The organism is Microcoleus sp. Pol12B4, assembly GCF_036701385.1.
In the GTDB taxonomy this organism is placed as follows: Bacteria; Cyanobacteriota; Cyanobacteriia; order Cyanobacteriales; family Microcoleaceae; genus Microcoleus.
In genome coordinates this window covers 22,606-44,923 of record NZ_JAUBQR010000013.1, presented here as the reverse complement: position 1 = coordinate 44,923, position 22,318 = coordinate 22,606, and the positions used below count along the sequence as shown (strand labels likewise).

At 46.2% G+C, this 22,318-nt stretch carries 18 protein-coding genes; 7 read left to right on the top strand and 11 right to left on the bottom strand.

Annotated elements, in window-relative coordinates; all coding sequences use genetic code 11:
- Positions 1-9: 9 nt before the first annotated feature.
- From pgsA to QUA38_RS03600, 6 genes are all read right to left on the bottom strand, one after another.
- Positions 10-534 (bottom strand): CDP-diacylglycerol--glycerol-3-phosphate 3-phosphatidyltransferase, encoded by a 525-nt coding sequence (gene pgsA / locus QUA38_RS03625; RefSeq protein ID WP_333159275.1) that lies wholly within the window; start codon positions 532-534, stop codon positions 10-12.
- A 208-nt stretch (positions 535-742) separates the two neighbouring features.
- The gene (locus QUA38_RS03620) at positions 743-1,588 is read right to left on the bottom strand and encodes an ADP-ribosylglycohydrolase family protein (RefSeq protein WP_333159273.1); all 846 of its coding nucleotides are present in this window, start codon (positions 1,586-1,588) and stop codon (positions 743-745) included.
- A gap of 82 nt (positions 1,589-1,670) precedes the next feature.
- Entirely contained in the window at positions 1,671-2,336 is a 666-nt protein-coding gene (locus QUA38_RS03615; protein WP_333159271.1) for a sugar transferase, read from the bottom strand.
- Positions 2,337-2,644: 308 nt separating this feature from the next.
- Positions 2,645-4,543 (bottom strand): hypothetical protein, encoded by a 1,899-nt coding sequence (locus QUA38_RS03610; RefSeq protein WP_333159269.1) that lies wholly within the window; start codon positions 4,541-4,543, stop codon positions 2,645-2,647.
- A gap of 143 nt (positions 4,544-4,686) precedes the next feature.
- Positions 4,687-6,984: a hypothetical protein gene (locus QUA38_RS03605; protein ID WP_333159267.1), complete on the bottom strand. Its 2,298-nt coding sequence runs from the start codon at positions 6,982-6,984 to the stop codon at positions 4,687-4,689.
- Positions 6,985-7,637: 653 nt separating this feature from the next.
- Positions 7,638-7,808, bottom strand: coding sequence for a hypothetical protein (locus QUA38_RS03600; RefSeq protein WP_333159265.1), 171 nt, complete (start codon positions 7,806-7,808; stop codon positions 7,638-7,640).
- Positions 7,809-8,067: 259 nt separating this feature from the next.
- Between QUA38_RS03600 and QUA38_RS03595 the strand changes: the two genes are divergently transcribed.
- The 4 genes from QUA38_RS03595 (at position 8,068) to cobT (ending at position 11,542) form a co-directional block, all read left to right on the top strand.
- Positions 8,068-8,781 carry a Crp/Fnr family transcriptional regulator gene (locus tag QUA38_RS03595; RefSeq protein ID WP_190663937.1) on the top strand — a complete coding sequence of 238 codons (714 nt, stop codon included), beginning with the start codon at positions 8,068-8,070 and terminating at the stop codon, positions 8,779-8,781.
- Between the two features lie 89 nt (positions 8,782-8,870).
- Positions 8,871-9,368, top strand: a complete 498-nt coding sequence (locus tag QUA38_RS03590) for a universal stress protein (RefSeq protein WP_333159263.1) — start codon at positions 8,871-8,873, stop codon at positions 9,366-9,368.
- Between the two features lie 246 nt (positions 9,369-9,614).
- Positions 9,615-10,370: a DUF2232 domain-containing protein gene (locus QUA38_RS03585; protein ID WP_333159261.1), complete on the top strand. Its 756-nt coding sequence runs from the start codon at positions 9,615-9,617 to the stop codon at positions 10,368-10,370.
- Between the two features lie 65 nt (positions 10,371-10,435).
- A complete protein-coding gene (gene cobT / locus QUA38_RS03580) occupies positions 10,436-11,542 on the top strand; it encodes a nicotinate mononucleotide-dependent phosphoribosyltransferase CobT (protein ID WP_333159259.1) in 1,107 nt (368 codons plus the stop codon).
- Between the two features lie 387 nt (positions 11,543-11,929).
- Here cobT and QUA38_RS03575 read toward each other — a convergent pair whose 3' ends face one another.
- Positions 11,930-12,328: a hypothetical protein gene (locus QUA38_RS03575; RefSeq protein ID WP_333159257.1), complete on the bottom strand. Its 399-nt coding sequence runs from the start codon at positions 12,326-12,328 to the stop codon at positions 11,930-11,932.
- Positions 12,329-12,958: 630 nt separating this feature from the next.
- Here QUA38_RS03575 and QUA38_RS03570 point away from each other — a divergent pair.
- Both QUA38_RS03570 and QUA38_RS03565 read left to right on the top strand, forming a co-directional pair.
- A complete protein-coding gene (locus QUA38_RS03570) occupies positions 12,959-13,078 on the top strand; it encodes a hypothetical protein (protein ID WP_333067056.1) in 120 nt (39 codons plus the stop codon).
- Complete coding sequence (locus QUA38_RS03565) at positions 13,075-14,184, top strand: extracellular solute-binding protein (RefSeq protein ID WP_333159255.1); 1,110 nt, start codon at positions 13,075-13,077, stop codon at positions 14,182-14,184. Before QUA38_RS03570 ends, QUA38_RS03565 begins: the two co-directional genes overlap by 4 nt.
- Positions 14,185-14,251: 67 nt before the next feature.
- Here QUA38_RS03565 and QUA38_RS03560 read toward each other — a convergent pair whose 3' ends face one another.
- The 4 genes from QUA38_RS03560 to QUA38_RS03545 form a co-directional block, all read right to left on the bottom strand.
- A complete protein-coding gene (locus QUA38_RS03560; RefSeq protein ID WP_333159253.1) occupies positions 14,252-14,758 on the bottom strand; it encodes a hypothetical protein in 507 nt (168 codons plus the stop codon).
- A gap of 233 nt (positions 14,759-14,991) precedes the next feature.
- A complete protein-coding gene (locus QUA38_RS03555) occupies positions 14,992-18,270 on the bottom strand; it encodes a PAS domain-containing protein (RefSeq protein WP_333159251.1) in 3,279 nt (1,092 codons plus the stop codon).
- Positions 18,271-18,698: 428 nt separating this feature from the next.
- Positions 18,699-19,829, bottom strand: coding sequence for an aldo/keto reductase (locus QUA38_RS03550; RefSeq protein ID WP_333159249.1), 1,131 nt, complete (start codon positions 19,827-19,829; stop codon positions 18,699-18,701).
- 5 nt (positions 19,830-19,834) lie between these two features.
- Positions 19,835-20,341, bottom strand: coding sequence for a bifunctional nuclease family protein (locus QUA38_RS03545; RefSeq protein WP_333159246.1), 507 nt, complete (start codon positions 20,339-20,341; stop codon positions 19,835-19,837).
- Positions 20,342-20,569: 228 nt separating this feature from the next.
- Here QUA38_RS03545 and ribE point away from each other — a divergent pair, with 228 nt between their 5' ends.
- The gene (gene ribE / locus QUA38_RS03540; RefSeq protein ID WP_333159244.1) at positions 20,570-21,286 is read left to right on the top strand and encodes a riboflavin synthase; all 717 of its coding nucleotides are present in this window, start codon (positions 20,570-20,572) and stop codon (positions 21,284-21,286) included.
- Positions 21,287-22,318 lie beyond the last annotated feature (1,032 nt).

Sequence of the window (22,318 nt, the reverse complement as noted above, 5' to 3'; positions counted from 1 at the left end):
AACGAAGAACTAGGCTTTGTCAAGCTCAGCATTCTTTTCCGGCCACAGATAAATAGCGCCAGAAATCAAAGTTAAAGCCACAGAAATCCAAAAAGCAATTAATGCCCGAACATTCCACGCCTCAGATAGAGGAGCAATTAAAAGTGCGATCGCCACAATCTGACTCACCGTTTTCAATTTGCCCCAAATATTAGCTCCAGAAATCGTAGTTTTATTAACACGCCACCCCGCAATTGTCAACTCCCGACCCAAAATTAAAAACACTCCCCAAGCGGGGACTCGACCCAACTCAATCAACACTAAAAGCGGCGCGAGCACCAACAATTTATCCACCAAAGGGTCGAGAAACTTTCCCAAATCGGTAATTTGATTCAGCTTCCTAGCCAAATAGCCGTCCAGCCAATCAGTAGCCGCAGCTACCACAAAAATCGCGGTGCAAATCCAGCGGCTTTGCGCGCTTGGGTCGTACAAACCGTAGAGCAGGAAAGGTACTCCCAGCAAGCGAGAAAAAGTAATCAAATTAGGCAAATTCATAATAGATAGGACTAAGGCCAACTGGAAAATTAAACCAAGGTATGTAGTTGGGCTTTAGCGCTCTTAGTTTAGGAAAGAGCCCTCAAGCGCAACTACCTACATAAAATTTAACCCTATTTGTGACAGTTGGTCTTAATCTTCATATAAATAAGTTAGCCAACGAAACAGTGTAAGATATTTAACGAATGTAACCTATCTCAGGAAGAAGTCAGAAGTCGATCGCGCAATTCATTAACTGTCGATCCAGTTCTATGATATAATCTCTGCCGTAAGATTGATTTTCTAATCCTTGTACCAGATTTTCTGGCAGGTCTTGGGCAATTTCACTACTACAGGAACCAGCAGCTAAAGCAATAGTTGCTACTGTATCGACATCTCCCGAAAAGGCAATGCAATCTTGGAGCAGTTTGCTCATACTATCGTTTCGCATGACCGCAGTAATAGCTGCTCTAACACAGACCAAACCTTTAACGCTGACTTCTCCTTGCCAAGGTATCGACCACTCACCAGCTAAGTGCTTTTCTAGAAAAATTCCCAAATTTTTCTTTAAACCTAGCTGATAAATAAAGTAATGGGACATCAAAGCTGCTGCTATAGCTGCATTAATGCCATCAGGACTGTTGTGAGTAATTGCAGCTTGAATGCTAGCATTTTCGATGACTTTTTCAATAGTAGGAAAAATGCCAATGGGGCCTGCTCGCATCGCAGATCCGCTTTTATCGCTAGCGGAGTGAATTTTTTCTAAGAATTCTTTTCCGTCTTGAACTTGTAGCAAAAAATTGTAAAATTTGCCAGCATAACCAAATCGCCGATCGCGCTGAAAAGCTGCAACAAATTTGCTGGCTAAAAGTTCCGGCGTCCAAGGTTCTCGGCTGACGATAGCTTCTGCGACGGCTAAACTCATCTGCGTATCGTCCGTGTAACATCCAGGCTGGATATCGTGACGGGGATGCTTGATGTAGCCGTTGAGATTGTTGTACATTTCGATCGTCTGCTGGTCAACAAATTCAAAACCCGCACCGTAAGCATCACCAATCGCTAATTCTATTAACATATATTTAATCAGTTTATAACTATTTCATCCCCGGTTTGTCCTAAAATTTAAAAGCAAAAAACACCCCTAAATAGCAAGTCTATTAACACGCACCTTTTTTACTGAAGACAACCCAAATTGTTTGGCAAATCAGAGTGATGTCGTAGACAACAGACCACTTGCGTTGATAGTCGAGATCCATGAGTACAATCTCGTCAAAGTCTTTAACTCCAGACCGTCCGTTGACTTGCCACTCTCCAGTCATACCGGGTTTGACATTTAAACGTTGCCAGTGAAAATCGTCATAGGCAGCAACTTCATCAGGAGTGGGCGGCCTAGTTCCCACCAAACTCATGTCGCCGACTAACACGTTCCAGAATTGAGGCAACTCGTCCAAACTCGTGCACCGCAAGAAGCGGCCGACGCGGGTAATTCGCGGGTCATTTTCATTCTTAAAAATGTGACCATTGGCTTGGTTCCTAACTAAATGTTTGAGGTTTTCTGCACCGACAACCATCGATCGAAATTTCCACATTCTGAAAAGTCGCCCTTTGAAGCCGCAGCGGACTTGACTGTAAAGCAGCGGGCCCGGATTGTCCAATAGCATCGCCACTGCCACCGGCACCGCCACCGCAGCAACAATTGCCAGTCCCAGCAGCGAGCCCAAAATATCGATTAACCGTTTTACCTTGCTCGTTACGGATCGGTGATGCTGTTTTTTTGATACACCGACTCTGTAAGTAAATTCTTGAAAAAATAAGGACAGCATTTCTGATAATGATGATTTCCACGAGGCACCCATCGGAAATTTCATATGATTTGTCTCAACTTTAACGATCTCTTACGTCCATCTTATTAGCCATCCCAAGTCTGCAGAGCCTGAAATGCTGAGCTTTGCACAATCTTTAAAAATGTATAAAGTTTCTATGTGTTTTTTATAAGAACGTATAAACTTTATGTAAAGTTACGTAAATTTACATAAAAAAGTTAGTCCTGGACGCAAAAAAATCTGGTTTCGACTAGGACTCTTCCCAAAAGACAGGGAGGATTCTACTGAGAAACCGGGTTTTTTGCCGTTTAGCGATAAATATCGGTGCGAACATCCCAAGCAAGTGTTAGCGGCTCTAACAATTTTTGCTGGCTGCTAGAGGCGAGTTTGCCTAAATATTCGCGAACAACAGAGGCGTGTTCGAGATTCAAACGATAACCCCGTGAGACATCTTCAAAGAACAGTGGCTCAGCCAAAATTGCTTCCCAATCAGGGTTTTGTCTCGACTCCTCGGCCAACAGCATGAAATCTTCCTCCGCAGGCACAAGTCCCGCCGGCAAATTTCCTTCCAAAATCCGCAAAATCCGGGGTTCGCAGGTGCGGGTATTCACGCCCTGACGTTCCAACAACTGCAAAATTTCCTGAAAGCTCAAAGTTTCCTCACCCAAAACCTGCATTAATTCCCACAGCAGAAAAAAGTCGCTGTACTGCTGCTGCGACATATCCAAAATGTGAGGATAGAGAGCCAAACTCGCCAACCCGCAGGCAACTCGACCAAATTTTTGGGAAAAATTGGTACTTTGAGATACAGAATTTAATGCAGAATTGTGAATCTCAAAAATATCTCGATCGACCTGCAATTCGTGGTCTTGAACTACGATCGCATTCGGCAGCTTCTGCCGCAACCAGCGGGCGATCGCAGGCCAAGCACCCATACCACCTGCACAAATCGCCTGATTAATCCCCGCAGGCGACATTCCCGCGCGGCTGAGCAAAGCATTCAATTCGCGGTTTAACTGCTGCACAAAAGGCACTAAAACCAGACTTTCCAAATCTTTGCGCTTCACATCCCAATGCTGCTGGTCAATATCCAAAGCAAAACTTTTTTGATGTTGCAAAATAACTTTTATTTGCCTTGCTGCTTCTAACAATTGCAGGCCAAAACCAGAACCTTGTAACCGCTGCTGCAATTGATAGCGACTCGGCAAATCAGGGTGGCCAGGACGTGGCAAATCGATCGACATTCCCCAAGTTTCATTTTTAGCCAACAACTGACAGATAATATCCTGATCGAAAGCATCGCCAGCAAAACTAAAACTCTGGCAAGTAAAATCAGCACGAGTTAAATCTTGAAGATTGGACGGCAACTCAACTAAAGCTAATTCCACCGTCGCCGCCCCAGCATTCAAAATCAAAGTTCCCCCGCTAAAAGACGAAGCATTTAGCGGTGCAGCTTCTTCACCGCCCTTAGCAGAATCCACGGCTGATGACTCGACTTCCATGCCATTTTTCACAGGAGTTACAGCAGCCAGCAAAGTGGCGATCGCATCTTCCACCACAAAAATTTGCGAACCAGAAGCCACTAGAGACGCACCCAAAACCGCCTCCCGCAGATTGAACATATAAACATCCGACCAGCCGGCTGGAGTCCCCAAAATGACACCCTGCAAGTCTAAAAGCGCCGCATCTAGAGTTTCTGGCGTTAGTCCCGAAGCCCTACAGATTAAATTGGAAACTGGCAATCCTGCAAAAATCTCCTTTGGTGCAGAATCCAAAAGTTCCCGCGATCCGTCAAATTTTTCTCCCCGCAAACTCGGATTCAAAGTAGCCAGCAGTCCCCGCACACCTTGCAGTGGCAAGGTGATCGAGAAAGCCTGCAAGGGCGACCACTGCAACAGCGGTTCGTATATCCCAGCAGCCTCCCGCTGATAAGGAATGCCCACCTTTAAAGGCAATTTAAAATTTTCCAGTAAAAATTCTCCTGCAGGCAAAGGCTGAGGTCTGAATCCCACCGACTTGACTGTCACCTCTGACCCTGGGCTTCCTGGGGCTGTTTCCGCCAGCACTGCAGCCGAGGGAACCCTAAAGCTGGCGTCTGCTGCCCAAGGCTCAACCTGCGACGCTTCCCAGTAAATCGGGTGCAACTGGCCGCTGGTGCGCTCGAGCAAAGCTGCAGACACGCCACTGGAACCAAAATCAATGCCCAAATACCAGCTAGAATTCCGGTGTTCTGGGGATGGGGCGATCGCATCTGCTGCAGAATGTCCAGCCGATTCTTGCTGCTGTGTCCCGGCAAACTCGCTAAAATCGGTTCTCCCCTCAACAACTCCTGCTTTACTCTCTATCGAAATTAGTTTTTTTTTTGACTTTCTGGAGGACTCGATCGCAGTTCGTTAGTTTCGGCAGTTTCTGGAGGGGAAGAATCAGTCAAAGGTCGATCGGTCTCGGTCAAACTAGCCAAAATCTCGTCTAGCGTCAAATTCGACTCATCTTCCTCCGCAAACAAATCATCCTCAAGTTCGTTTTCCAAAACAAAGGGTTCATCCTCAGATGAAAGTTCCAACACATCGGAGAACAAATCTTCCAGCGTTCCGAGTTCTTCATCTACGGCCTCGGCAAAGGGATTTTTTGGACCGACTTCGGGGGAACTCGCCGATAAATCCAAGCTGTTAGCGACTGAGAAATTTGATCGCCGGGAGCTAGTATTTTCCAAGCCCTCCAGATTGTAGAGGTCTGCCTCCAAAAGTTCGAGAGTATTGTTGTCCAGATTTAGATCTCGATCGAGATCATCTTCTAATGCCTCCACCGGCAGCAAATCCTCGTCCGGCGAAGCTTGGATGTACCCATCATCGAGCCGCTGCGAGGATGAGTCGAACTCGCCAGTTTGCAAGTCACCGACACTTGGTACAGCGGACGTGGCAATGGGTCGGTGAGGGCTAATTTCTACAGGCGTTCTCAACGGCGAAGCTGCTGATTGAGGGACTGTAGCGCCGAACTGCTCGCTGATGTTTTGACCCGTTTCTATATTTTCTCGATCGTCCGCGTCAATTTGCACCTCAGCATTTGAGGGTGATGCTTCTGAAACTTGAGGTACTGTTGCCACTTGCGGTTGAAATAAATCTGCACTATCTAAAGTTAGACGCTCTACAGAATTCCGTATTACAAATTCTGAATTTTCCTCTACTAAAATCTCTTCCAGAGATTCGCCTTCATCCAGTAAATTTACAAACAAATCTTCAGTCAATTTTAGCGATTCTGCATTTTCATTATCCGTCGCTGCTTGATATTCTACGCCTTCTCTTTTTGTCTCAATTACAGTATTTTCCACTGGAAAAGTTTCTATTTGTAATTCTACTTCAGGAACCGCTTCTCCAGCGAACAAGCTTGCATACAAATCATCAATTTCTTCGTCTGTTTCTGTTATCCTGTCATCCAATTCACCGCCAGTAAACCGAGTTGCATTTCGAGATAATTCGGGTGTATCACCCAACACATTCTCTTCATCTTCCCAATCCGGGAGCAAACTTGGGGCTTGAATGCGGTCGCGGTCGCGCCTCAACTTTCGGAATTGCGGAGAAATTTCTGTACCGGCATAGGGAAATCTGTCTTGGTCTCCGAATTCGCCGGTGCGAATCTCCTGCACCGAGTCTCCCGTCAGAGTCTCTGGAGTATTTGAAAGGGCGGGAGCGATAGGAGATTGATCGACTGTTGTTGGGGTGACGGTTTCGAGATTATTTGCTAAATCGATCGGCTGTTGAACGTAGGAAGATGCTTCTCGTCCCAACTGTGAAGCCAAGTGGTTGACCAATGCCGCGAACATCGCCTCGCTCTGCTGGCTCAAACCGTACATATTTTCGAGTTCTTGTCTCAAGGAAGCTTGATAGCTTTGCAGATTTGCTTGCAAAGCCTCGAACACGGTACCCATCCTAGAATCGAGACTCATCAGCAGATTGTCAGCATGAGATTGGAACAGTTGCATTTGCTCCAACCTCTGAGCCGGCGTCAGCAGCGGATGTTCTTTTGAGGTTTGTCGGTTAAGTGTTACGTCAATAGCCGACTGTTCATCAGCCGCACCGCCCAAAGAGTATGGTGCTGCGCTGCTTTGCAATAACTGATTTTCTAGCGAACTTAGAATTTGGGAGAAATCGCTAGTCAAGGTTTCTTCCAAGCGGGCAGTCAGTACCTGCAAGAATTCAGCAATGATTCGCTGTTGGTTGGCTTGTTGCTGAGCTAGGGATTGTTGCTGCTGCCGTTTTGCTTCTAGCTGTTTGATTTCTTGAATTAGAGCTTGCTGCTCTTGCCGCAAAGCTTCTATGTCTTCTTGGAGCGGCCCTGTCAGGCTTGAACGCAGATGGCTGATTTCTCCGGTTACGGCAAGCATGATTTGCTCTGCGGCTGAGGGGCGAGGGGCGGGCAGAGGCACTTTGGGCACTGGAACTGGTTGCGGGGGCACATTTGGGCGGGCGGGGGCCTTTGGGACTGTGAGCTTTGAGTCTGAGGAAACCAGATAAGCGCGCACTCGCTCTAAAAGTTGGCGCTGGTGGACAGTATCTATCGAACCCGTCCAAGGCAAGCGGGGTGCGGGCTTGCTGAGTACCTCGTCTATCTCAGCAATCAGTGCTTGAATTTTGTACTTCTGAGAATTCAAGGGCGGAACCTCTGGGAATGCGGCTTGGGAGAAACTTTACCGAAAAAAGACTGAAGTCAGGCGGCAGCGATGCCAATAGATAGAATAATCTGAATGCGAGTCCGTCAATAATTCACTAATATTTTCTGACAACTGTTAATTAACGTTTTGCCTTCGGATAACTTCTATTGCCTATGATAGGTTAGCCGGTACTTCCGCACCAAATGCCAGCTTCTATCAATTGCAAGTGCTGTCAAATTCTGCGACTCAGGGGCGAGTTTCCCGACCCGGAGGCTGATTCGTGCTCGTAAGAGCTGCGATCCCAACGAAATTTTGTCTTCACCCGCTTGAACGGCGGGTCGCACACTGTCACCGCGAGTTTCGTTAGCATGGCGGCGCGCCACTGTCTCCTCATCTTTTACCGACTTGGAAAAAACCTCAAACAATTTGGGCTTTGGGATAGCGAGATTCGGGATTGTCCCCGTATACTGGGTTTGAGTAACCTTTTATCATAGCCTTTTATCTATATTCATGGCTAGATACTAATGGTACAATAATTTTGGGGTAGCAGAAAAGTTTGCTGGGAAGTGGGTGGGTTTCGCTCGCCAAGAGCGCCAGTCTTTAGGCTCGCAATGGCTGTGGATTTTGCCGATCGTGCTGACATTTGCCAGGTTCTAGGTAGTTGCTCGGATTTGGTCGCTGTCTACCTTGCTTACAGGCTTGTACTCGTGGATTCTACCTTCTCTACAGCAGGGCCTAGTGACAACAAATCTCTCAGCAGTGTTAAGCTTGTCTTCGCGAAGTGCTTTCAAAGGTAATTCGATCGGCTCAGTCGTTTGCCACATTGCTAAAATTTTGTTAATAAAATTTGCTCCGTGGTATATATCTAAAAAATTATGGTATATTTTTTAGTTTCTAGCTCCCAATCAGAGCTTGAGTCTATTAATTCCCATATTGAGCCTTTGACCGCAAAACTTTAGAGGTAAAATTGCCGATTTTAGATCCTTGTTTCTCAAATCTGGAATCTCAAATCGAATGACTCGGCTGCAAGCTATTTGTAACTGCCCAGCGCAGCTCAAGCGCATAAATTAAAATGATGGCCTCATGGAAGACCGCTTTAACACCCGAGATCCAAATTCTAATATAAATCAATTGATAGTTTCTACTCCTTTTTTTGCAGGATTACCCGATCCTGTAATTGAGAGAGCAACTGTCCACATTGTTACCCGCAGTCATCCGTCAAATCAAGTGATTTTACTCGAAAATGACTGGGGAACATCAGTGTATTTTATATTGGATGGTTGGGTGAAAATTCGCACCTACAACCTAGACGGAAAAGAAGTAACACTGAATATTTTAGGGAAAGGAGAATTATTCGGGGAAATGGCCGCGATCGAAGAAGCACCGCGATCGACAGATGTGATAACCCTAGCCCCGACACTGATCGGCAATATGCCATCTCAGGATTTTGTGCAGCTTATTCATACCGAGCCGCTAGCAGGCATCCGGCTAGCTCAACTAATGGCCAGGCGCCTGCGACAAGTCAACCGTCGCCTGCGTTTGCGAGAGTCCGACAGTACCTCGCGAGTAGCAGATATTCTCTTATTTTTGGCCGAGGGGCAAGGCAAAAAAATCCTAGAAACAGGAGGTACAGAAATACCGAACCTGCCACACAGAGAATTAAGCAGCCTCAGCGGGCTGGCTCGCGAAACAGTAACGCGAGTGCTGAGCAAGCTGGAAAAAAAAGGAACTATTCAGCGCGAACGTGACGTTTTGTGCATTCCCGACCTGCACGCCTTAGAGCGTCTGTTAGTCTAGAAGTATCAGAGATTGCTAATTTGAATTAGATTCAAAAGCACTCTCTGTTACCTAACTGATATTAATAATTTACCGCAGGAGGTAAAGCTGTGAGTTTTAAGAAAATTTTCGCCGCCTTAGATGATTCTGAACTCGGCCACCGCGTCTTTACTCAAGCTTTAGAATTAGCTCTGAACGATCGCGCTCAGGTAATGCTATTTAACTGCGTTACTGTGAGCACGGTGGGTCAGACGGCAGTGCCAATTCCAGTAGATTTGGGAATGAATGTCGAGTTAATGGATCAAGCTTATCAAGCTCAACGTTTGCGGCTGGAAAGCGAGGTAAAACACGCTTCGGGTTTGCTAAAAAATTACTGCGACGCCGCAGCAAAACAAGGATTGCAGGTGGAATTTGACTGCAAAATGGACGGCGATCCGGGGCATTGTATCTGTGAATCCGCCGAAAATTGGGGCGCAGATTTAATAGTTTTGGGGAGGCGCGGCCGCACGGGGTTCGCAGAAGCTTTCCTCGGCAGCGTCAGCAATTATGTGGTTCACCACGCATCTTGTTCGGTTTTTGTAATCCAGGAAGTCAAAATCGAAAAATAAATGATGCTGCTGAAAATTTTGGCTGAGAAAATCCATCTGACATAAGACTTGCGTTCCTACCTAAACCCGGTTTATGCGAGCAATATTAAATTTGGTGGCGAAGCATCCAAACACTGAAACCGGGAATCAGCCGTATCGGGCGCAAGTCCCGTAAAATCTAAAATCTAAAATCTAAAATCTAAAATCTGGAATCAGCCGTATCGGGCGCAAGTCCCGTAAAATCTAAAATCTAAAATCTAAAATCGGATGAGTGATTTTTTGTCAGCAGATGCTGCGTCTAATTCGGGTAGTTCACCCAGTACAAATAACGAGCCACAAACCGCCGATGTTTCAGCCATGGCGGGCGATCTCACCAATCCCGATCAGGGGAAGCGTGCCTCTGGGGAAGCGCCTTTAAGGCTGGTAGAAACGGCTTTTTTGGCAAGTACCGCTAGCTTAATTTGGCTGGTAAATTATTACTTTCCGCTAGGGCCTTTGCTGCGGGTTTTTTTCCCCATACCCATCGCCCTAGTTTACTTGCGTTGGGGCAACCGAGCAGCTTGGATGGCAGCTTTGGTATCGGGTTTGCTGCTATCGGTACTGATGGGCCCGACGCGGAGCATTTTATACGTGATGCCTTTTGGAATTATGGGAGTTGCGCTGGGAGGACTTTGGAGACGCAAAGCGAGTTGGTCACTTTCTATTAGTGTGGGTGCTCTCATTGGTACTGTAGGCTTCTTTTTTCGGTTTTGGCTGCTGTCCGCCTTGGTGGGTCAAGATCTTTGGGTTTACGTAACCGCCCAGGTAACAGAGATGGTGGAATGGGTGTTTGTGAAGCTGGGCTGGCTTAATGTACCAAGTTTGAACACAATTGGGGTAATCGCTGCCGGGATGATTTTGGTTAACAATATTGTCTATTTATTTGTAGTGCATTTAGTAGCTTTGCTGCTACTAGATCGTTTGGGAAATCCAATTCCGCGGCCGCCAAGCTGGGTGCAAGTTTTGATTGATTATGAAGAGTAGTTAGTGAGAATTGTTGACTGTTGACTGATGACTGTTGACTAATAACTCATGACTAATGACTAACTATGATTGGTATTTATACAGAAATCGAACAGGGGCAGCGGTGGATCGATCGCTATCGGGGACGAAAACCGATATTTGCCTGCGTGTTAGGATTTACCGCTACTGGCTTAATTCCGGGGATTTCAGCAGCAGGAGCAACCCCGCACGATCGACAATTTACTTGTTTAGCTGATGCAGAATTTTTGTATAACGGCCCCCAACCGTCGCCCCAATATCCTTTGCCGCCCCTAGAAGCGGGTGCCTCGCCCGTACTAATATCTCGCGCTGTAGTCGAAGCTTTGGAAGTTCCCCTTTACCTATTTAATGCTGGTTTGCCCCTCCCACCTCCGGTACCTGCAATTGATTTGGGCGGCACTCCGGCAAAGTGTTTGATTTCTGGGAATGCTTTAGAACGCGAAACAGTCAAACATTTGCTCGAACAAGGATTAATCTGGGGAGCTAAATTGGCTGCTCAAACTAATGGCAGCTATTTAATTTTAGGGGAGTGCGTAGTTGGGGGAACGACTACTGCTTTGGGCGTGTTAATGGGTTTGGGTATTGCAGCGGCGGGCAAAGTTAATAGTTCTCATCCTCGCTGCAATCACGCTCAAAAATTGGCTGCGGTGACAGCGGGACTCAATAATGCTGAGTGGGAAATTAACGGACAAAACAGCACTCCCCTGGAATTGGTAGCGGCGGTGGGCGATCCGATGCAAATAGCGGTGGCGGCAATGGCGATCGCCGCCAGTCGGACTTGCGGGGTGCTTCTGGCCGGGGGCACGCAAATGCTGGCAGTGTACGCTTTGATGCAAGCCTTAGCCCGTGAATATGCTCTGCTATGGAGTCCCGGACAAGTCGCGGTAGGGACTACGCGCTGGGTGGCCGAAGACCCTACAGGAGACACTTTAGGACTTGCTAATGATATCGGCGGTGTGCCTCTGTTGGCCGCGCAGTTAAGTTTTGCTGGATCTCGCTACGCGCAACTGCAAGCTTACGATCGCGGCTATGTTAAAGAAGGTGTCGGTGCGGGAGCTTGTGCGATCGCCAGTGGTCTGACTGCAAATTGGACTCCAACTCAACTCCTTCAAGCTGTTGAAGCTTTAGCCTCGCGGTGTGAAATTAAACATTAGAGAGTCCTGGAGACAAAAAACCGGGTTTTTACTGAAAATAGTGGGGTTTTGCAGCGACGAATACACTCGCAAACCTGGTTTTTAATTTTCTGTGCATCCAGGAATGTTAGGAATTAAAGATTAAAAATTCAGATATGGCGATCGAGCTGCGAACATGGTTGTGCTGCTCACCTAGCTTCGTTTTGGCTGAATAATTACATCACTTTCTGTAGAATTTCTGCTCTCAGATTTACAGAATTTTCTACATAATATCTGGCTGTGATGCAGTATTCCCCCTGCTAATTGCGGGAGATAAAAAACTCTATCCAATGAATCTATAAGTAGACGAGCATAAATCAACGCAACTTGTATTTTTTTTGATTAGTACCCGATACCCGCTAGCACTATTTAATTAGGTCCGCCTAGATGTTGCGAGTGCATTCTTTTGGAGAGCAACTGTTCTTCCAAGGCTGCAATTCGATTATAAGCTGCTGTTAGCTGAGCTGTTAAGCGCTGGATTTGAATCTCTGCGCTCAACTCTTTTTCCAGGCTTTGAGAGTTCTTGTCGAAGTAGCTGTCATCTAACAGTATGTCTTTGTGTTCGAGGAGGCCGTCGAGACTGCTGTAGCTTTGATAGGGCGAGGTTTTGTCATTTCCTACCGTTCCAGAGCGATCGTTTCTCTGTTGCTGGGTCAGCTTCTTCTCCTGGGAGGACTCCAATAACTTTTCACTGAGGTTTTCTATGAGTTTGTAGAGAGCATCGACTTGTTGGGTCAATACTGTAACTTGCTGGCGGAGCGCTTCCATACAATCATCCTTTGGCTCGTAACTTATATCTTTACATTTTAGGTAAATCTTTACATAACTTGGATTTATCACTAAATTATTTAATTTTTGACGTAATTGTTGTGTTCCCAATCCTGACGGTAGATTTAGGGAGCCAGCTTGAAGATAATCGCTCGCCATTCGTGAGCCGATTGAAAATTTTAGATTTTAGGTTTTAGATAGTCTTGGACACAGAAACCGGTTGGTTAACCCCCATACTTCGTTCAAACCTTCAATCAGAGTTAAAACGTCGAGTTTCTGAGAGGCGGATCGCAGAGCGTCCTATTAGATTGACTTCGCTCTCGCCAGTGCTTTCAGGATTCAGATGAATGGATTTTTAGTTTTTTTTAGTTATTAAGCTGTCGCCGATTTAAAAGGATTTTTTACTTCGGTTGTGTAAAAAGCGTCATTCAAAGGCAGATGGCCGCGCTCTCGTTGTTTCATTATATTAAAAAATGTAACACAGATGCAGTCGATCGCCCCCGCCGGCGAAGGAAATTGGCCCAAAAGAACTTGGAGCAGACAAATCAGGCGTTAAGTTGACGGAGTTTTCGGCATCGGAAAGCTCGATCGACAGACTCAGACCGCAGCAGAACCGAGTACAATGGCTCTGTGTTTGAGGAAGAAATAAGACAAATCGGCGCCAACTACCGGACTCGACAAACAATTATTTCCCGGGCTGTAGAACACAAAACGATCGGTCAATATTTAGAAAAGCGGATTCACAGGTGAAACGAAGGTCTTTGCTATTGGGGGCCGCCACCCTAACTTTAAGTCAATTGGCGGCAGGGTGCGACTCCAAGCCCATTCTCAAAATTCGATCGCTCAAAAACGGTATTCCGGCCCAACTGGTAAGCAAATTTAGCCGCGATGTACAACCGTCTCCGCTTTTGCAGGTAACGCAAGAAGGACAATTAAAAGAATTATTCGCCCTGTTGCAGGAGTGGAAACAGGTTCCCAAATCAAAAAATCAAGCTAACTTGGTGATGTTGGGAGATTACTGGCTGACTTTGGCAATTAGGCAAAAATTGATTAAGCCGATCGATCCTGCTAAGTTTGCTAATTGGTCACAATTGCCAGAAAGATGGCAAAAACTCGTCAGACGCAACGATGAGGGTAAATTAGATCCTCAAGGTAAAGTGTGGGCTGCACCTTACCGCTGGGGAAGTACGGTAATTGCTTATCGAACCGACAAATTTAAGGCTTTGGGGTGGACTCCGACAGATTGGAAAGACTTGTGGCGAGCGGAATTGCGCGATCGAATTTCTCTGCCAGACAGTGCCAGAGAAGTTATCGGTTTAACATTAAAAAAACTCGGAAAATCTTACAATACGCAGCAATTAGATCGAGTCCCAAATCTTAAAAAAGAACTCGCAAATCTGCACCAACAAGTTAAACTTTATAGTTCTGACTCTTACCTACAACCATTAATTTTAGGCGATACTTGGTTGGCAGTAGGTTCCTCTGGGGACTTGCTGCCGCTGCTGCAAACTCAAAAGGATATTGCTTTAGTAATTCCAGTTTCGGGAACTGCACTTTGGACAGATTTGTGGGTAGAACCAGCATCAGGTAATCCAGTTTCTTTAGTTGATAAATGGATTGATTTTTGCTTGCAGCCTCGGGTTGCTCCTCAATTATCTTTGCTGGCTAAGGCTAGTTCGCCGATAATTGTCGGCATGAAACCCGAAGATTTGCCGGAAGCGGTTCGCACTAATTCTGTGTTGTTGCCAGATGCTAAAATTCTTGCTGCTAGCGACTTTCTGCTGCCGTTTGGGGATGGGGGGATTGCGCAATATCGATCGCTCTGGCAAGAAACTAGGCAAGTAGTGAGAAGTTAAAATGTAGAGTGTGTCAGCTCTTGATTTATCGATTATCCAGAACATTACTCGCGACTGACGCACCCTACTAAAATCCTTTCACCCTTCCTCGAATACCCGGATTTGAGAGAGATTCTAAATCAATGCGACAGTTAAGCCGATCGCCCTGGCACGAATAAACTGCCAAAGCAGTGCCTTGACGGTTGCAAACCCGCACATTGTAACCATAATCGTTGGCGACAGTGCCAAAGCGGTTGACAAACTGATAGCGTTCCATATAATCGAGCAAACTCCAAAGTTGGCGGTTGACTATGATAATTACCCAAGTATTGCCGGGATCTACAAACCAGCGATCGAGCAATTTTCCGCCATAGAGTTTTTGAGCTAACCACAGACTCGGCACACTTTTTTCGGTTTGCGAAAGCGGAGGCGGTGGCAAATTAGCAGCGTTGCCAGTCGGGCAGCTCGGCTGCTGGGAATATGCAGCAGATTGTCCCCACAGCAAGGCTCCGAAGCACGTAGAACCCGCCATTAGTAACAAAAATAAGCTTTTTGTCAAAATGCAATTATTGCGGGGATAAACATCGTATTTCATAATTATTGTTTTATTTTTTATATATTTCCCGTAGGGCAGCATTTTACCAAGCATTTATGTCGGCAACTTCCCATCTATAAAACCCGTGCCTGCACAGCACATAACCTACATCAACCTTACATTTTATTAGATGAAAAAGATGTACATTGCGATTTGGTATTGTGTTGTTGCTGGTTTATTAGATTGTTTGTTTTTGGCTTTTATTGTTGGTAAATCCCCCCACTACAGTTATGTTAAAATTCCGATCGCTTAAACAATGAAGCAGGCAGAAAAGCAGTAAAACTAGAACCGCAATCTAACTCGCTAGTTACTTCAATATCGCCCCCCATCATCTGACAAAAACGCTGGCTAATAGTCAGGCCCAAACCTGTACCGCCGTACCTGCGAGTAGTTGAATTGTCAGCTTGAGTAAAAGGTTGGAACAGTCGCTCTTGCTGTTCTGGTGTCATGCCGATGCCCGTGTCAGTCACTCGGAAAATTAAAAAGTCTGCATCCAAGATTAACATTTGAGCAACTCTCGGTTGATATTTATTTTTTAATTCTTCACTGGTAATTCTTTCGACAGTAAGCACGATCCTCCCCTTAGCACAAAACTTAGCACCATTGCTGAGCAAATTCAGCATTACCTGCCGCACTTTCATCAAATCGCCGTGCATCGCGCCGCTATTGTCAGAGATCAATACTTCCAAAGTATTGCCGTTTTTATCCATTAGCGGTTTGATAGTTGTTACCACCTCCTCGATTAAGCCTCCAACATCGAAGCTTTCGAGGTAAATCTCCATCTTGTCAGCTTCAATTTTGGAAATGTCGAGAATGTCGTCAATTAGGTGCAGCAAGTGTTTGCCAGCAATGCGAATTTTGTCTAAATCCGAGACTACCTCTAAGTTGCCTAACTCTTCGGCATCTTCCACCAGCATATCGCTGTAGCCGATAATCGCGTTGAGGGGAGTGCGTAACTCGTGGCTCATGTTTGCCAGAAAAGCACTCTTGGCGCGGTTGGCGAGTTCTGCGGCTTCTTTGGCCAACTGCCACGCTTCCTCAGCGTCTTTGCGTTCGGTGATATCTCGCAGTGTCGCCACCACCGCTTCGACGCTGCCGTCTGTCGCACAAACCGGGCTGAGAATGTACTCGTAGTCCCGGGTTCCCCAGCTTGCCGTGGGGACAATTACTTCACCTTTCTTGGGCTCGGCTGTGGCAAATATGCTGTGGCATTCTTGGTGAACTCGCTGCATGATCGTTGGCGACCAGCCTAATTCCTGCCAGGTTTTGCCAATCATTTCTCTGGGATTCATGCCCGCAGCTTGAGCGGCGGTGCGGCTGACATAGGTGTATTTTCCCGATCGATCTACTAGAAAAATTAGGTCAAGAGAAGCGCCGAGAATCCCGTCAACTGTTCTGGCGTGTCGGGCTACCTGAGCCGTCATTTGTCTAACGGTGATGGCGCCGCGGACTCTGGCGGCGAGCTCAAACCGCAAGAGTTCGTTGGCTTGTTTGAGGAATAGGGTGCGCTGTTCGACTTCTATTTCTAGTTCTGCTTTGGCTTTTTCTAGGGTGAGTTCGGCAAGTTTGCGATCGCTCACATCTGTAGAAATTGTACCGACTGCATAAGCTTTACCTTCGGAGTTGCAGAGGGGAAATTTCAGAGAAATATAAGTGTGCGGGCCGTCGTCTTGAGGGATGATTTCTTCGAGGGTTATGGGCGACGAGGATTCGAGAACTTTCAGGTCATTTTCTCGCAAGACTGCTGCTTTGTCTTGGGGAAAAATATCGCCGTCGGTTTTGCCTGTTATTTGCTCTTTTGCGATGTCGAACAAATTGTCAAAATGGCGGTTGGTGAGCAGGTATTTTCCGTCCGCATCTTTGATATAAATTACTGCTGTTGAGTTGTCTAAAATCGCTTGCAGCAGTGCTTCGCTCTTTCGCAGGGCTTTTTGAGTGTTTTGGCGATCGAGTATTTCTGGCTGCAATTCCCAGTTGAGGCGATTTAAGTCTTGCCAAGCTTCCTGGACTAGATTTAAGGCGATCGCGCTTTTTTCTAGTTCTGTATGTACCTGCCGCGACTGGTTTGAGACGGAGTTTTCGGGCCATTCTAGGGGTTGGAAAGCTATCGGGATCTGGGGATTTGCGATCGGGAGAGCGCCCTGATTTTTTTTATATCGAAAATCGACCGCTAATTTACCGTTTAAACTCGATTTTGTAGGGAATAAATCGGGAAATTCGCCTAAATTTAAATTGTCATAAATTAGATCGAACTTCCGGGATCGCTGCGGCGGTTCGCCGCTGGAGTTAGATGACCAATTCCCGTCTGCTGTTGATAAACCTGAGTTAGCGGGTTTGGCAATCCGGCGAGTGACAGCAACTGCCAAGGCTAACGGGACAACGGCAGCAGCAGACATTGCCAGCAGCCAGTTATTGCCCCACCAAGTTGCGATCGAGGTTTTGGGGATGCCCCGAACTAAAATTGCTGCGGGTTTTCCCGCTAAATTGCCGAGGGATTTAGCAGCTACTGCATAAGTTTGACGGCCTGTTTGTACGTTTCCGGCGACTGGTTTGCCGCCGGCGGCGAGTGCAGATTTTAGGAGAGATTTATCTATTGAATTTAAGTCTGGCAACTGTTGGTTTTTTGTAACTGCTTGCGAACCTGCCAAGACCAATTTGCCGTCAGCCAGCGGTACGTAGATAGCGTGATATCCGCCGCCCTGTAAATTGAGGGTTTCGCTGTTAGCGACTGCCGACGTTTGGCTGATAATTTTTCTTAAGACTAAAGCAGCAATCACTGTCTGATTTTTGGGATCTTTTACGGGAATTGCTGCGTAGCGGACGAGCACAGGGCGATCGCCACTTCCCGGTGGCAAAGATCCCAATTGTTTTTGAACTTCTGATTTGGCAATGATTTCGGTGGCGGTAATTGGCTCTTTTGCAGCGAATACTCGATCGACTATTTTTTGCGGTTTAAAATTTTTTCCCTCCGGGTTGGCGTTAACGCTAACAACTATCTGCCGATTTTTTCCAACTAAGACCGTGCTGTCTATTTCCCCTATTTTGACTTGATTTTCTAAAATTTCCTTGATTGATTTTCGCAAATCCGATGTTGTTTGTTTACCGTTGTTGTAACCTAAGGCTATTTGGGCTATCGTTTTGCTGTCAGAGGAGTTTTGCAAACGGTCGGCGGCGCGATCTAGTTTGAAATTGTAGTTACTTTTACTAAGGCTGAGTTCCGATTTAGCTTGATTTTGCAGTTCGTTGTTTCCCACTGCCGATGTTAGCCAAAGTGCTGATCCCGTTAGTCCAACTGGCAAGATTGTTTGTAACGCCAGCAGTCCAATTAGCTGTTTTTTGGTAACAGATAAGTTATAGGTGCACGGCTTTAAAGCTGCTTTCACTCTTCTTTCGCAAGTTGCACCTTTAGTTGGCTGCGAACAATTTGGCTTGCTGCCGTTTAACTGAGTTGGAGCCATAGTAGTAGATGAATCGGTAGTAGATAACAGGCGATAAATTAATCTGGAAAACAATCAATTTTAGAGTTGAGATTTTAGATAGAGTTCGGTGAATCAATCTTTATAAGATTGTTCGCTATCGTCAGGTACAACAGAGTAAGAAAATGACAGGGGTATTTTCCAAAAAATCAGTTCCTCGCTGTTAAATCAGATTTTTTTGAGTCGTTTTTACATATACTGTCGCATCTATTTAAAGTTTGTTGCGAGAATCCAAATGGGTGCTTCCACAGGAGTGTTCGCGCTTTGATTTAGGCTTGGCTGTGCAGGATGATCGCACTCCTGTGAAAACGCTTTTTGCAAAATCGGGATGCTCCAGCAGACAGTCGCCAGACTAAGTAATTTTTTGATCTACTGTATCGTAAATTTACTTAAACCAAAGTTTAGCCTAATTATTGCAAAACTTTAGATAAGCTCGATCGCCTTTTGCCTCCATCACCTTTTTTTCAATCCCACAACCGCCTGCCTGCTTTGCCCCCAAGTCGCTGGTGAGTATCTTTGAGCAAAGTTGGGATGTCTAACTCTTCGGGACACCGAGGCAAACATTCGCCACAATCGGTGCAGCGGTTGCCTTTGTTGCCGGGAAACCAGTGTCCGGCATTTTCAAACATGGCATAGCGGTATTTGCCAAAGTCAGTCATGTTGCACCCGACTGCGAGATTGCGAAGTCGCAATACTTCGGGAATGTTGATGTTTTCCGGGCAAGGCAAACAGGCATAACACTGGCTGCATTTGTCGGTTTTCAAAGTGGCTGCCATAACCGATTCTAGTCGCTCGAATACAGCGATTTCGGCGTTGGTGAGGGGAAAGTCGCGATCGCAATATTGCAGGGGTTGCTCTAATTCTGTCGGATTTGCCGCCCCCACACTCAAAGTCCCAATCCTAGTATCGCTAAGTAAAAACCGATAATTTAACTCTAAGGGCGAGAAAGGCAAGCACAATTGTGCGAGAGTTTCCGGGGGCGTGTAGAGTTGCCCTCCTTTATCGGCTGGGGAAATGATGAAAACGCCCATATCTTTGTCTTTGGCGAGTTCAATTGCCGGGGCGTTGCGCTGAAAAAAATAGTAGTAATGCAGGTTGACAAATTCAAACAAATCTGTATTTATTGCATCCAAAATCAGATCCAGAGGCCCGTGAGTCGAAAAGCCGACGTGCCGAATTCGGCGATCGGCCAGGGCTTTGCGTACAGCTTCCATGCAGCCTGTGGCCGATCGCACCATCGCCAAATGTTCCCAAGTATTCAAACCGTGAATTGCCAGAAAATCGATATAGTCTAAATTCAGGCGTTTGAGGGATGCGTCGATGCAGCGTTCCGTAGCTGCTGCATCCTCCGTTGGGGAAATTTTCGTAGTGACGTGGAGGCGCGATCGATCGACCGACAAACCAGCCGAAAGGGCCGCGCCAAGATATTCCTCGCTGCAACCGTAACCCGCAGCCGTTTCCAGGTGATTGATTCCCTGAGACAACGCCTGTTGTACAGTCTGACAGGCAGTTTCCTCAGAAGCCAAATAGCGCATGGTTCCCAAGGAAAATACCGACAGGTGCAACTCTGTTTTGCCAAACCGTCGATAGCGCATAAAGTTTAGGAAGTTTCGCCCGGGCCCAAGCCGCTTCTCTTAATCAAATCCTCTGGACGGAGGTTTGAGATAAATTCCCGGAAGGCCCGGCGTTCTGCCTCATCAGCATCTCGATCGACCGGTATCGAAGCATCGGCGACGACTTCTTCCATCACCCAGATAGGGCTATTTGTACGCAGGGCTAGGGCGATCGCGTCGCTAGGTCGGGCATCGATCTCTTTTTTAACTTCTCCCTGACGGACGATCAGGACGGCATAGAACGTGTTATCTTGCAGCGAGTGAATAACTATGCGCTCCAAGGTAAGACTCCATGCCTCTAAAAAATTGACCATCAGATCGTGAGTTAAGGGCCGAGGAGGCTTGTGGCCTTCGATCGCGCTAATAATAGCCTTTGCTTGCTCCTGACCGATATAAATAGGCAAAGCCCGTCGCTCAGTAGCGTCTCTCAATAGGACAATAGGACTGCGCGTGGCTGCATCTAAGGCAATTCCAGCGACTTTCATTTCAATCATTCGATCGGCCTCATAGAATTAAGAAACTGTAAGGCAGTAGAGAACTTGGACATAAAGATCACCTAAATCCAGTATGACTTGATCTTCGCCTGAATCCGCAACAGATCGGGGACTGTCGATTTTAGATTTTAGATTGACTCCGGGGGACAGGGAGACGGCAAAACCTCCTGTCTCTGGTTTGTCCCTGTGATTTGATGTAAATAAGCGATCGACTACGGAAAAATACTTATGTTTACAGGACTAATTCAATCTCTCGGAAAGCTGAAGTCGCTAGGCAACGATTATTTCCAAATTTCCTGCAGCACATCAAACAACTCCTACCAGATTTTACAAGATTTAGCCATTGGGGACAGCGTAGCCGTGGATGGAGTCTGTTTGACGGTGGTGGAAGTTCTGCCGCAAGGTTTTGTCGCCGTCGCTTCCCCGGAAACCCTGCGCCGTACTACTTTGGGAGCATTCCCCGATGCTTGGGTCAACTTAGAAACCTCCCTGCGCGCCGGTAGCAAATTGGGGGGACATTTCGTGACCGGGCACGTAGATGCGATCGGCACTTTAGCAACCTCAACCCAAACCGCCAACGCTTGGGAGATGCGGTTTACTGCCCCACCAACAGCAAATTCGGGATGGCAACGTCAAATCGCACCTTACATCGTTTCCAAGGGCAGCATCGCCGTCAACGGCATCAGCTTAACCGTGGCAGATTGCGATGCTGACGGCAATTGGTTTGAAGTTGCTGTCATTCCCCACAGTTTTGGTGAGACAAACCTCAGCTATTTGCAACCAGGAAGTTTAGTAAACTTAGAAGCAGATATTCTGGGCAAATATGTCGCCAAATTTCTCCGCAGCGGATCAAAATCCCATCCCGAACCGTGGGAAGAAACCCCGGGAATCAACAATTTGGGAACAATTACACCAGAATTCTTAGCAGAACACGGCTTTATCTAATCTGTGGGTACGCACCGCGCACCTTGCTAATATCTGAGATATTACACCATCCTCAATAAGCCTTTTACTGGCGGGTTATCCTGCCAACCCCACAAAAAAACTCACTGTTTGTGGAACAGCCAGGTGAGTCTATTTTTAAGTTGTAGAATGCCTCAGGAGCGAATTATTATATTAATAATTTACTGGTCAAAGCAGACCCAACCTACTAACTCTTACAGCACATTGAGCGATAAACACCTCAAATGCTTGGCTATCCATCGAGTTGTCTATGGTCATTATTAATGCCACTACTCGCTGGAAACTAATTGCACCAATTACTGTAACTTTCTTGCCTTGATAAAAAGGTTTGACCGCATAGGATCTCGTTCCTCGTTGGAAGCATGAGTTCTGGTTAAACAAGCGTAATACTCCAGTCTCATCTAAAAATACTAGATTTTTTGGGTCGATATGCTTGACTTTTTCCTAAGACTCTAACCTTAATTACATGACTGTTTAAGTACCGGCTTAGCTACTTCTCACTGTTTTTTTTTACGATTTAATCCCAACTTTTGTAAGGCGTTACACATGGCTGTTCTACCCAATTTCCCGTCTTCTGGGCAAATAAATCACACAATTATAGTAAGGTTGTATCGGGATGTGATGCCACTATTTCTCTCAACTCTGCTGTGGAATTATTCAAATAACTGTATCTCGGTTTACCACTCTCGTTTCTGCTGTAAATTACCCTCGATTTTTGGTTACTTGACCAGTTTTTGAAAAGAGCTTTTACTGACGGAAAATATCGCTGCTGTTTTTCTGATCGAACGCTTCTTATGTTGATGGGCTGCTACTATTTTGGGAAAGCAAATCTACTGAATATGCTTTCATTGGTGTGTTTTTTTAATCTATTCTTATTGTACCTCATAACACCCGGAAGTGCTGTAATTTCAGGTTTTAGATTCAGATCTTAGATTCTTGACAGTGCAGTTGCCGTGCAAATCGCGCAAAAACGGGAATCAACGTGTGTCAAGTTTTAATTCCTAATAACTGGAG